9 protein-coding genes and 1 pseudogene are annotated in these 12,477 nt (G+C 35.5%); 6 read left to right on the forward strand and 4 right to left on the reverse strand.

What is annotated here, in order from left to right; all coding sequences use genetic code 11:
• Positions 1-345: 345 nt before the first annotated feature.
• Complete coding sequence (gene ppsA / locus ACQKMH_RS08020; protein ID WP_427586870.1) at positions 346-2,961, reverse strand: phosphoenolpyruvate synthase; 2,616 nt, start codon at positions 2,959-2,961, stop codon at positions 346-348.
• Positions 2,962-3,991: 1,030 nt separating this feature from the next.
• Between ppsA and ACQKMH_RS08025 the strand changes: the two genes are divergently transcribed.
• Together ACQKMH_RS08025 and ACQKMH_RS08030 are read left to right on the forward strand one after the other, a co-directional pair.
• A complete protein-coding gene (locus ACQKMH_RS08025; protein ID WP_427586871.1) occupies positions 3,992-4,699 on the forward strand; it encodes a DNA alkylation repair protein in 708 nt (235 codons plus the stop codon).
• Positions 4,700-4,985: 286 nt separating this feature from the next.
• A pseudogene (locus ACQKMH_RS08030) lies at positions 4,986-5,110 on the forward strand (hypothetical protein); the annotation flags it as partial.
• A gap of 353 nt (positions 5,111-5,463) precedes the next feature.
• Here ACQKMH_RS08030 and ACQKMH_RS08035 read toward each other — a convergent pair.
• Positions 5,464-5,952 (reverse strand): hypothetical protein, encoded by a 489-nt coding sequence (locus ACQKMH_RS08035; protein ID WP_427586872.1) that lies wholly within the window; start codon positions 5,950-5,952, stop codon positions 5,464-5,466.
• A gap of 732 nt (positions 5,953-6,684) precedes the next feature.
• On the opposite strand from ACQKMH_RS08035, the gene ACQKMH_RS08040 reads away from it, so the two are divergent.
• The 3 genes from ACQKMH_RS08040 to ACQKMH_RS08050 all read left to right on the forward strand — a co-directional run bounded on the left by ACQKMH_RS08040 (position 6,685) and on the right by ACQKMH_RS08050 (position 8,779).
• Positions 6,685-7,083, forward strand: a complete 399-nt coding sequence (locus tag ACQKMH_RS08040; RefSeq protein ID WP_427586873.1) for a hypothetical protein — start codon at positions 6,685-6,687, stop codon at positions 7,081-7,083.
• A 424-nt stretch (positions 7,084-7,507) separates the two neighbouring features.
• Positions 7,508-7,975 (forward strand): flavodoxin, encoded by a 468-nt coding sequence (locus ACQKMH_RS08045; protein WP_427586874.1) that lies wholly within the window; start codon positions 7,508-7,510, stop codon positions 7,973-7,975.
• A gap of 30 nt (positions 7,976-8,005) precedes the next feature.
• A complete protein-coding gene (locus ACQKMH_RS08050; protein ID WP_427586875.1) occupies positions 8,006-8,779 on the forward strand; it encodes a hypothetical protein in 774 nt (257 codons plus the stop codon).
• A gap of 938 nt (positions 8,780-9,717) precedes the next feature.
• Here the strand turns inward: ACQKMH_RS08050 and ACQKMH_RS08055 are convergent.
• The gene (locus tag ACQKMH_RS08055; RefSeq protein ID WP_427586876.1) at positions 9,718-11,337 is read right to left on the reverse strand and encodes an ABC-F family ATP-binding cassette domain-containing protein; all 1,620 of its coding nucleotides are present in this window, start codon (positions 11,335-11,337) and stop codon (positions 9,718-9,720) included.
• A 337-nt stretch (positions 11,338-11,674) separates the two neighbouring features.
• Between ACQKMH_RS08055 and ACQKMH_RS08060 the strand changes: the two genes are divergently transcribed.
• Entirely contained in the window at positions 11,675-11,827 is a 153-nt protein-coding gene (locus tag ACQKMH_RS08060; protein WP_427586877.1) for a hypothetical protein, read from the forward strand.
• 324 nt (positions 11,828-12,151) lie between these two features.
• Here ACQKMH_RS08060 and ACQKMH_RS08065 read toward each other — a convergent pair whose 3' ends face one another.
• Positions 12,152-12,391: a hypothetical protein gene (locus tag ACQKMH_RS08065; RefSeq protein WP_427586878.1), complete on the reverse strand. Its 240-nt coding sequence runs from the start codon at positions 12,389-12,391 to the stop codon at positions 12,152-12,154.
• Positions 12,392-12,477 lie beyond the last annotated feature (86 nt).

Below are 12,477 nucleotides of genomic sequence, written 5' to 3' on the forward strand. Positions count from 1 at the left end.
AAAGAAAAAAGGAGAGTACATATTATACATGACTAATATGTACCCTCCTTTATTTAATTAGGTTTTTTATAATTAGGTCTTGATAAACAATGATGTGACGAGTGTACAATTTTATTCGATCATCAAACTTAGAAAGTATTAATTTGATACCATCAATCTTCAGCTATCTCCATAATATTGCACAAAATTGATAAGACTTTCAATATAACATCTTGTCATACTGTAAGGTGAGAAAGTAGTGGGTTATATTTTACGGTTTATTATAGGTGGAAAAAATTCTGGTATCAAACCGCTCTGGTAACCACTGGAGCGGTGCTACTAATTAAATCTGGACGTATTCAGCAATTACAATATTTCGATATACCCTTCTGTCCCATGTACTCTAATTCGTTGCCCATCCTTTATCAGTTTGGTAGCATTTTCTACTCCGACAACTGCTGGTAAGCCATATTCACGTGCGATAACTGCTCCATGGGTCATCAGTCCACCAACTTCGGTGACTAAGCCTTTTATGGATACAAACAATGGTGTCCAGCTAGGGTCAGTAAAGGCGGTGACTAATATATCTCCATCTTCCAGATTAGCATCTTCCATGTTTAAGATGACACGTGCTCGCCCTTCTATAACTCCAGAAGAAACAGGTAGACCTACAATAGCTTCGGCTGGGAGATTTTCTCGTTTGTACTCACCTACAATGATTTCACCATCAGACGTAATAACACGTGGGGGAGTAAGTTTTTCATAAAAATTGTACTCGTCTTTTCGTTTGCTGATGATCTGGTAATCCAATTTATTTGTGCGGACGACTTCGTGAAGTTCTTCAAAAGTGAGATAGTATATATCTTCTTTTTCACGAATGACTTTGGCTTGCACGAGCTGTTCGGCTTCTTTCATCAAAGCCTGCTTATAAACGAAGTAACGATTAACCATGCCGTATTTTGGATATTCCCGATAACCGATGAAATTCCGGATTAGGCTGATCATTCGTTTTGTTTCTTTGGCTTTTTGTTCACCATCCGGTAATTGCTTCAATCGTTCTAATAACTCTTGTTCTTTTTTCAAAGCTTCCTGTCGCCCTTGCTCAAATTTCCGATCGCTGGCATTAGGCTCAAAGTTTTTGATATTACTGAGAATCATAGGGATGAGGGTAATTGGTTTTTCGCTCCAACGAGTTTTAGTAATATCGATTTCTCCGGTACATCGCATTCCGTATTTGCTGAGATAATCATAGATAGCGTCTTGGGTTTCCTGTCCACCATCAAACTTAACCAGTTCATCCAAAAAGTTATCATCATTTACATGTTGTAAATAACCAATTACTTCTGGATAAGGCCGAATCACATCTGCGAGCTCCAATAGCGCCAGACCCATTTCCGAAGTAATATTGTTTGGTACAGATTGAGAAAGGGTGTCGGCTGCGTTTTTTTCACCTAACCACTCGTTCATATTTTCATTGATCCATGATGAGGCATCTATAGCAGCCATAAACACAGCTGAACTTTGTGGGTCAAATAAAATCTTCTTTAATATCTGGATATCTTCCAGAATAAAATCAAATAAATCCGATCCTAATTTCGTTTGGATGTTTTGTTTTAACTTTTCTATCGATGTTTGACTATTCTTAATCAAATCAGAAACGATGGTCGGGTCGTTTTCGATTTTTGCACTAGAATCCGCAGAAGACACACTTTTATTGCTTTTACTGGAACTCTGTTCTTGCTTATCATTTGGTAAAGATTTTATGAAATCTCCTCGCTCTATTATGGTAATGAGTGCGTCTTTCATGAGCGGATCGTGTTGTCCCATGGCATCTAATAACATTTTTCTGCTGTCAGGTGAAGCCAGCCTATTTGTAACATCAACAAACAACCTTCCACCAGCTTTAAACCTGGGTCCAAATGATGTTAACTGGAATATCGACATTCCCAATGGTTTTATGGGGTCAGTCATCATTTGTTGATGACCGACAGATACGTAAACGTGATTTTCTTGATCATTCGCTTCTGGGATCGGGTATAAAGTAGTGATTGGCCGACTCTGGACAATATAAAATGTATCATCAACCAAACACCATTCAATATCTTGTGGACAACCAAAATAAGCTTCGATCTGTCTTCCTGTGCGTGCGAGCTGTAAAATTTGTTGTTCAGTAAGTGTTTGAGTCTTTTGCTGATCAGGATCAATCTGCTGAGTCTCTGTTCCGCCTTCTTTTAGTCCATAGATTGCCATTTTCTTGGTTGCTATCATCTTATCGACGATTTCCTCTTCCTGAACTTTATAACAATCGGGAGATACCAAGCCAGAGACCAGTGCTTCCCCAAGTCCAAAGCTAGCATCGATCGATAGTAGCTTTCGATTGGAAGTAATCGGGTCAGCAGTAAATAAAATTCCTGAAGCCTGTGGGAAAATCATCCGTTGAATGATAACGGATAGGTAAACTTGTCTGTGGTCAAATCCGTTTTGGATTCGGTAAATTACTGCGCGATCAGTAAATAGGGAAGCCCAACATTTACTGATATGCTGTAAAATTGCTTCTATTCCGATGATATTTAAATAGGTATCTTGTTGACCGGCAAAAGAGGCGTGTGGTAAATCTTCAGCAGTTGCACTGGAACGCACTGCATAAGCATATTCATCGCCAAACTGGGTGAGATTATGAGTAACAGCCTTCACTACATCGGAAGGAATCTCTACTTCCATAATGATTTTCCGAATCTTCCTGCTGATTTCACCAATTAGATCACGATCCTCAACTTTTAACATGGTTAGTTGATCCATCAATGCTTGAAACGTTTCGATATGTTCGATGGCTTTTTGATATCCCGCTGTTGTAACGCAAAATCCTTCTGGTACTTGTATTCCTTGAATTTTTGATAATGCCCCTAAATTCAACCCTTTTCCGCCAACGAGCAACAGCTGTGTTTTTTCTATCTCCTGAAAATCGAGAACCAAAGAATTCATCCTACATCTCTCCTAACCATTAATGTTCTATTGATTTTAGCAGTAGTAAATGAGAATAAAAAGTCTATATTAACCATTTTTTAAATGCTATAATTAAATTAGGAAGAGTTCAAAAAAATAGCTAGACCTTACTATAAAGTAAGCTGATGCCCCGGTTCATCTTCACGAAAGCAGTCCATATACCTTTTAGCCCACAATGAATAGGATTAAAATAAACTTTTTTCCATTTAATCTGTTTATTTCCCAAGAACACTTTATATAGAGATTTTAAGCTCTTATTAAACAAACCTGCTTAGTTAGTGTAAATACAATTCTTCACCTCTACATTTAAATTTACCATAGATTACCTAAGTTCAGTTTTTAAAGCTTCGAAGTTTGTTAGCTTTGGTCCCGGGTGATATAAATGCCACGAACCCGAAGCATTTATTATCATTGAAAAATTTTTGTACAAAACATCTTTTATCATGTTTTATTTAGGTACAGCTAAATAATTATGTACACGCAATAAATCATATAAAAACGTATGGTATATAATCATATGGATTTATTTTTTAAAAATGCTCGGCACTTTTTTTATTTCGTTTTCCATTGATCAGATTGCAAAATGAAGTTATCAATTTTTTTCATGCTACCTCCAGTTGTATTAAATCCATTTTAATTGGCTTTCCTAAAAGTATGAAAAATACACATATATTTATTTAGTTCACAGTTCGTATAAGATGCACAGTATCGCTAGTGTTTGCTTTCATAAATAGGGTTGCTTCGGCAACCTTTTTTCTTACGGAACTAAAGGGGCAGTATAGTTGAACAAGAACAAAGGGGAAATCCCATGACCCTAAACGTTTTAGCAACTGTAAAAGAAGGCCTTGTTTCTTACCACCATTTCGGGAACTATGTGCCAACATGCATTATGGGTTCCTACTGCGTAACATTCATGTGATTAGATGGTAGTTTATTATAGGATAAAGGTGATATATTTGATGGGCAAAATATTAGATGGAAAAATCCAAAAAGAAGGAAGTGCTAAACGATGAATTTAGAAATGGTTATACAGGAGCTTGAAGCTCTTGGCAAGGAACGAACTAAAAAAATGTACATATCCAATGGTGCGCATGAGCCGCTTTTTGGCGTGGCAACAGGCGCTATGAAACCAATTGCAAAGAAAATAAAAATAAATCAACGTTTAGCTGAAGAGCTTTATTCCACAGGGAACTACGATGCCATGTACTTTGCAGGCATTATTGTAGATCCAAAAGCCATGACTGAGTCGGATTACGATCGTTGGATGGATGCGGCATATTTTTATATGCTGTCCGATTATGTAGTGGCCGTAACTTTATCAGAATCAGATATTGCACAAGAAGTTGCTGATAAATGGATCGCAAGCGGTGAAGAGCTGAGAATGTCAGCGGGCTGGAGTTGCTACTGTTGGCTTTTAGGGAATCGACTAGACGTTGAATTTTCCGAAAGCAAGATTTCCAATATGCTTGATATTGTAAAAAATACGATTCACGATTCGCCAGAACGAACGAAATCCGCTATGAATAATTTTCTATACACCGTGGGGATTTCATATTTGCCGCTCCATGATAAGGCAGTCGAGACCGCAAAGGAGATAGGAACAGTAGAGGTTAAACGGGACAAGAAAAAAAGCAGTTTTCTAAATGCTTACGAAAGTATTCAAAAAGAAGTGGATAAAGGAAGGCTGGGTTTTAAACGCAAGTATGTAAGATGTTAACATTAGCCTTATAAAATTGAGGTGTAATTGTTCTAATGCAGAGTTGATTGGAACGGGTGTGCGAGACTCCTGCGCGAATGCGCGTCCAAGGAAGACCCCGCAGGCGCCGAGGAAAGCGAGTGCCTGAAGTGGAAATCAACTTTCGAACGATGATTTTAAAGAAACTGTACTTGGGCAATTATGTTTCAACCATTGTGAAAAAAGGTTATTACCTTCAAAATAATAATGCCAATATCTCGTATCGAAAGAAAAGACGGTTTATGTATCGTATATAGCTGAATGGCGGGCTAATAAAGTAACCAGGAATGCAACGATTTAATGGCGACATTGCAGGAATCATTAAAGGCATCTTCAGGCATTGATTTCAAAGACTTGCTTGAAAATTTCTCAGGAAAGCGCAATAAAAAATAAAAGGTTAATAATACTGCTCTTCACATGAAATTAAAGCTGATGCATTGGAAGAAGAAGTACTGCAAAAGACAAAAAAGAATTTAATAAAAGCAGGAGGGCCAAATCATATAAAAAGAAGCAACAGATATACGATCTGTTGCTTCTTCTTGTTGAAGTGCTTTGACATTTATTCTGTGAACTCGATTGTATATTCATAGTTGCTGCCGTTTGGTATTGTAGCGAAAACTGAAAGCCCACTGCCGTTTGTAATGTGGCCTTTCCCATCTTCAAAGTCGATTTTCATACTCTCCTGGTTTTACGATTCTATTATCTGTATCAGAGAAACCCTCTACATATTCTCCTTTGGTTGAATTTCATTTTTTCTGCACTCTCTGTCCCCAGGGCTTGAACACTGATATTATAAAAAGCGCTGTTAGAAAAATTATTTGTAAAATAACTCCTGTCATCAGTTGATAGTGGTTAACAAAGAAAGCATCACTTAATAACTTATAGTCATTTAAACCTTTCAAGGTCCAAAAATAGATAAATAAAAATCCCAATGCCATGCAAATTAACGTGATGATTTCCTTGAAAATAATCCAATAAAATTTAAGTAATCCCCATTTTGTTAGAATGGAAAGTAAAAATCCAGTAATAACTGTTCCAATAATCGAAACTCTACCTGCAGTTTGTTCTAGCTGCAACATACTTAAATAGTACGCTTTTATTATCCCAATATCTTTAGTCATAAGGACACTGATACTTAGGATTAAAAAAGTTACAGTAACGCCAAGCCAGATGGCTGAAAATAATATATGTGCAGTCAACCACCATTTTTTCTGAGTTAAAGATAAGTGTTTCAAATAAATCTCCCCTTAACTTATTTACAATAGGTATTTGTTTATTATGGCTATTAAAGAAATTATAGCATTGAGGAGGTAAGGTACAAGTATGAATTCTATCTATTACAGGAATTTAAAAACGAAACTTAGAACAATCTATTACAAACGGTTTTATGGGAAGAAGCAACCATGCATCATTACTTAGCCGAGAAATTTTGAATACTAATAATAATGATATCTTAGAAAGTAAGTAAAGATAGTCTTATTAAGTTGACCAGTGCGTTCGTATAATAAGGTCGACCAGTAAACAAAATTACTGGTTGACCTTTTTTTAATAGAATCTATTAGATCAGAAGCCAGGGGAGGACGTACGAGTGGAATATGAAAGACTTATATAATGCGTAAGATGGCGCTTGATAGCAGTCGCTAAGCATCTATTTTTCCGAGGCAACAATACAAAAATATGAAAAATTAGCTAAAACAGATTGACATTGATAATCATTATCATATAAAATACTAAATGAAAATGATTATCAATTTCAATTGATTCCCTTGCCATGTCTATCAAAAGAATTTCGACATTAAAAAGGCGACAATATTGAATAAACAGTTTTAGACCATGAAGAAAAATTAAAAAATAAGTCAACGTTAACAGAATAGACGGTTATTATGACATAAAACAGTTTGACTGACAAAGAGTTAAGATTGAAGAAGAATTCAAAAAAACTGAATGTGAGTGAAGGAGGAACACGTATGAATGAAGATTTTATAATATTAGAATTATTTCAGCATCAAGTAAGCTGCTGCTGTCCGGGGCAAAAGCACCAACATATGCTTGAGTTTCGTCAAGGTGATGTTTGGACAATTACAGGCGAACGGAAGTACGTTGATTGCCTAGGATGGCACTCTTTAATAGTTGTCAACAACGAGTTTCAGTTTTTTATTCACGTGGAAGATATTGAGGAACTGTATTCCAAGGGTACCATTTGCTCCATTTTGGATTTGAATCTAAAAATTAACCATTTGAGCTTTAAAGTAAACGAAGCACTCGATGCACATGATAGGGAGTCATTTCTTTCATTTGCCGATGAACTGAGCTACGTACAGAAAATAAAGAATAAAATGAACTCTGGAGATGTACATGCTGTTTAAGAAAACAGGGCAATTTTATGAACATATAAAATAAAAAGAATAAATCGTTCGAGAAGAGACTTCTTTCAAATGGAAGTTCAATAAAAAGGAAGAGCAGTATCTATAATATTTTTTCAATGTGATTCGGGATGCTATATCAAGAGAAACATGTTTTCGGTTTAGAAGTTGACAGTTATATGTCATGCCCTAGCAGTGAAGAAGTTTAAACTGTTATATGTAGGATAGGTAAATATGTCATGTTCAGTGCTTGTTGTAGGTGGAGATCATTGGTGCCTAAAAAATTATCATCTGCTAGCTTTGATGAGGTGTTCCATATTAGCGGACGTAAAGAAAAAATGCAAAAAAGGAATGCCCAATAACAAAGTGGTTAAAAAATTTTATTAATAATTGATAATAATTATCATTGTAAGAAGGGGAACGTATCATGTCTGAAATCATTATAATTTTTGCCAGTATGAGTGGAAATACAGAAGAAATGGCGAATACCATTGCAGAAGGAATCATAGAAATCAATGATGTGAATATCGAAAAGATAGATATAATGGAAGGTCCTGAAGCCTCCATACTTGGAGATTACGATGGTATCTTATTAGGTGCCTATACGTGGGGAGACGGAGAATTACCGGATGATTTTTTAGACTTTTATGACGAAATGGATCATATTGATCTAACAGGAAAGAAAGCAGCGGTGTTTGGTTCCTGCGATTCATCTTACCCACAATATGGTGCAGCCGTAGATATTTTGATAGAAAAATTAAGGGAACAGGGTGCTGATATCGTCCTAGAAGGGTTAAAAGTAGAATTAACCCCCGATGATGAGGATATCAAAAACTGCCAAAATTTTGGGAGGGATTTTATAAAGAAAAGTTTTGTCTCTTCAATAGAGAACTAGAAATTTTATGAGGAAAGAGAGATGTAGGCAATGATGGGTAAGGAACATCGGATTTCCATTGCTACTTTAACTGATTACCACTTACAAGATTTTATAAGATGTCCTTATCAATTTTACTTTCAACATATTGAAGGAAAAATCACAACTCAATTGGATAGGAGGAAGAAGGTTCAATTTGTGGTTAATCAAGTTGTAAGTCAATATTATAAACTTCCTCAAAAAAGTCAGACGACTAAGAAAGTTATGGAGCTCATAGATGATCATTGGAGTGCCATTGATGTACGTCAGTTCGAGTCAAAGGTTCATTATTATATGGCTCTTGCTAATATAACAGATCATTTACTCAAATTTTTAACTTCTAAAATAATTGAATATCCCCCTTTATTTTTATATGAAAAGTTTAACATTAATATTGAGGAGTTGGGGACCGAACTTTCCTTAACTTTTGATGTAGCAGAATGGTCAAGCAACTCATTCATCATAAAGAAGTATTTAGTTGATACAGATGAAGACATGAACCTTTTATTTAATAATATGATTTCGGTATTTTGTAAAAAGGCATTTGGTCAATTACCAGAAAGAATAGAGATATTCTCGCTTATGGAAGGTAAAATAGAAACTTATATTCCAACGATGAAGGATGTTTCGGATGGATTGGAATACCTCTACATAATGAAGAATCTTTTACAAGAACCCAAAAAGTATTTGAAAACGGATTCCTTAACAGTTTGCAATAGCTGCTCTTATCAAAAAAGATGTTATGAAGGTATTAATATAAACCAAGAAAGATGTCATAGTCATTAATCGTGTTCAGAAAACCTAGAATTATTGCAGTTGTGGACGAAGTTGACAGTGAACAATTACTTGAATGTTTTCCCCTCTTGCGTATAATGGATTATCTACTATTAATCGGGTTGAGATGAGGTAATTATTTCTAATGAGTATTTGATGATGAAAGGGGAGATGAATAACTTGCAAACTGGAAATTACATAATTTATCAATTGCGGATTATTCCATTAAGAGGATAATCCGCTCACATTATCATTCTAGTTTAGATAACCTATCCTATAGGTATTTAGATACCATTTAGCCTTACCAATTGTCAGAAGGATTGATGGTATCTTATGTTTTCATTACTCCCGCAGAAAGCGAGTGCCCTACGTTCCACACAACAGTCCTATTAAAAACCTAAAAAAACTGTAGACAAACTCCATTATTATCGAGTTTGTCTAAAAATAAACGTCAGGATTGCCAGTTCTTTTGTACTTAACAAATATGTTCATCATATTCGGTTTTTAAGTAATTTAACATCTTTTGCTTTTGGAAAGAATAATGAAAACAATTAAAGTAAAAGGAAAAGTCGTCAAAAAAGAGTGAATGTTTATCATCGAATCCATAAGAATGTAAAAAATCCGAAATTATCGTTTCTTGATCCACGTAGTCGAACAATCCGGATACATAAAATTGATAACTGAATTTATCATATAAAAAAAGGTATCCTGTATCCTCAAAAATATTTTTCACTGAATGCCCATCCAATCTAACTCACTCCTTTCTTACCAATATACCTTTTTATTCATGAATTTATTCAGTGCTCATTTGTGGTGGAATATTATTATATTTAATGCAGATCAATTAATATACCATCAATAAGTTGGAAGGATTAAAACAAATGCATGAAGGAGGGATGTGCAACGAAAAAAGCACATCCCATAAGGATGTGCCGCTATTGACAAACTTCTTATTTATACATTTCAGCCACTTGTTTTTGCAATTGGCTATTTTCAAGGTACTCATCATAACTCATTTGCTTATCTACCGTACCTTTTGGTGTAAGTTCAATGATTCGGTTCGCAACAGTTTGGATGAACTGATGGTCATGAGAAGAGAAGATCATTGAACCTTTAAAGCTGATTAAACCGTTGTTCAATGCTGTAATCGACTCTAAGTCTAAATGGTTGGTAGGTTCATCAAGCATTAGGACGTTAGAACCGCTTAACATCATTTTAGAAAGCATACAGCGTACTTTTTCGCCTCCTGAAAGGACACTTGCCTTTTTCGTGACTTCATCACCAGAGAACAACATTCTGCCTAAGAAACCGCGTAGGAAGCTTTCGCTTTGATCATTAGGAGAATATTGACGGAGCCAATCGACAAGGGTTAAATCGACACCTTCAAAGAATTCGGCATTATCTTTAGGGAAGTATGCCTGAGAGGTCGTAACGCCCCATTTGAAAGATCCGCTGTCCGGTTCAATTTCACCTGCTAAAATTTTGAACATTGTTGTTTTAGCAATCTCATCTTTGCCGACAAAAGCAATCTTATCACCTTTATTCATTGTGAAGCTGACGTTATCCAATATTTTTATGCCATCGATCGTTTTCGAAATTCCATCTACACGAAGCAAATCGTTTCCGATTTCACGCTCAGGAGTAAAACCGACATATGGATAGCGGCGAGATGAAGGCTGTATATCATCTAAGCTGATTTTATCCAATAATTTCTTACGGGATGTTGCCTGACTCGATTTGGATGCATTAGCACTGAATCGAGCGATGAAGTTTTGGAGCTCTTTGATTTTTTCTTCTTTTTTCTTATTGGCATCTTGTGTCAGCTTAAGGGCAAGCTGGCTTGATTCATACCAGAAGTCATAGTTACCGATATAAACTTTAATTTTACCGAAATCCAGATCCGCGATATGTGTACAAACTTTATTCAGGAAGTAACGATCATGGGAAACTACGATAACAGTGTTTTCAAAATTGATCAAGAACTCTTCCAGCCATTTGATCGCTTTTAAATCCAAGTGGTTGGTAGGCTCATCCAGTAGAAGAACATCTGGTTTTCCGAATAGGGCTTGGGCAAGTAATACTTTAACCTTGTCGCCACCGTTTAATTCAGCCATTTTTTTTGTATGCAGGTCTTCTTGAATACCAAGGCCTTTTAAGAGGATAGAAGCTTCAGGTTCAGCTTCCCAACCGTTTAATTCGGCAAATTCACCTTCTAGTTCGGCTGCTTTCATTCCGTCTTCGTCCGTGAAGTTTTCTTTCATATAGATGGCATCTTTTTCTTGCATGACTTCATATAATCTTTCATGTCCCATAATGACAACTTTAAGGACTTCTTCTTCTTCAAAAGCGAAGTGATCTTGTTTTAGGACGGCAAGGCGTTCGCCAGGCCCCATATGGACATCCCCGGATTGTGCTTCAATTTCACCGGAAAGGATTTTTAAGAACGTGGATTTACCAGCACCATTTGCACCAATTAGTCCGTAGCAGTTACCAGGCGTGAATTTTATATTAACATCTTCAAACAGCTTACGATCGCCATAGCGTAAACCAACATTATTTACAGTAATCATTTATTTACATTCCTCCAAAATACTTTTGTTTCAAAGTTTCCAACATTAGTTTAGGTCCATTACTTTTTTAAACTATGCCGTTCGTTAAATTGTATCTTATTTCTTAGGAAAATTAAAGTTAGATTAGCAAAAACTAAGCGTTTATAAGCAAAAATTAAAAATTGATATAGTTTTGGTCGGAAGTTTTATTTTTCGTTCCTTGAATGTTGAGGGTATAAAGACTCATTACGCATTACCCCGGTGATTGGGAAAATGAATATTATTCAACCTTTTTCGACTGTCTTTACATGATGATTATTCCGATACATGGCATTGCTATACAGTGGGTAAAAGGATAATGGGAATACGTATCGTAAGGGTCGATGGTGAAAAAATAGGTATAGGCACAATGCTATTAAGGTATGTAATTGCTGCTTTATTTTATGGGGATAGGGTTCGTTGTTATTGCACGTATGGTTGGCATAAGAAAAGATCACAGAGCCATACATGATTTTATTGCTGGTACATACGTGACTTCAAATAAACCTTGAATATTTGATAAGCGGTTTAATAGCTGCTTTTTTTGTGCGTTTGTGCGAAGGTACAAATTCATGGAAAACCCTTAGAGTCTTTTTTTTAAAAATAAATGAAAACCTAGTCAAAATAAAAAGGCAAAACGAATCAAAATTTGTTGTTTGGTGAAAAACGATTTAAATGAATATTTCACAGAAAACCACGGTAGAATATCTAATCCATTAAACATTGTGCTGTTAAAATATTTTTATAGTACTTTAGTGGTTATGCAAACGCACCAAAAAGCACTTAACAGTAATGGTTAAGTGCTTTTATTATTCAATACTTCTTTATTTTGATTAATGATGATTTTATTTCTTAAAATCATTTCTTTATTATTAAGTCCAACATTCTCTTCTGTGGTCTTATTCACCTTTTCTAGGAGTGATACTACGGATATTTCTAACAATTCAGGGATGGACATATTTGTTTTTGAAGATAATACTTCAAGTTCATGGATTAATTTAGGGGATAGCATTGGTTGTCTTTCATTGATCTCCATGATAGTACCCTCTTTCTCAGAAAATTGTTTAATTGTAATTTAAGTATATAATGTGAGTTTCGAATGAAACATTAAATTACAGTTAT

Origin of the sequence: Peribacillus sp. NPDC097895 (assembly GCF_050277555.1) — a bacterium.
GTDB lineage: Bacteria > Bacillota > Bacilli > Bacillales > DSM-1321 > Peribacillus.

Excerpts from the sequence above, each read along its gene's own strand:
- ppsA (WP_427586870.1), bottom strand. The coding sequence starts at position 2,961 with ATGAATTCTTTGGTTCTCGATTTTCAGGAGATAGAAAAAACACAGCTG.
- ACQKMH_RS08025 (WP_427586871.1), top strand. The coding sequence starts at position 3,992 with ATGAATTTAGAAATGGTTATACAGGAGCTTGAAGCTCTTGGCAAGGAA.
- ACQKMH_RS08040 (WP_427586873.1), top strand. The coding sequence starts at position 6,685 with ATGAATGAAGATTTTATAATATTAGAATTATTTCAGCATCAAGTAAGC.
- ACQKMH_RS08045 (WP_427586874.1), top strand. The coding sequence starts at position 7,508 with ATGTCTGAAATCATTATAATTTTTGCCAGTATGAGTGGAAATACAGAA.
- ACQKMH_RS08050 (WP_427586875.1), top strand. The coding sequence starts at position 8,006 with ATGATGGGTAAGGAACATCGGATTTCCATTGCTACTTTAACTGATTAC.
- ACQKMH_RS08055 (WP_427586876.1), bottom strand. The coding sequence starts at position 11,337 with ATGATTACTGTAAATAATGTTGGTTTACGCTATGGCGATCGTAAGCTG.
- ACQKMH_RS08060 (WP_427586877.1), top strand. The coding sequence starts at position 11,675 with ATGGGAATACGTATCGTAAGGGTCGATGGTGAAAAAATAGGTATAGGC.
- ACQKMH_RS08065 (WP_427586878.1), bottom strand. The coding sequence starts at position 12,391 with ATGGAGATCAATGAAAGACAACCAATGCTATCCCCTAAATTAATCCAT.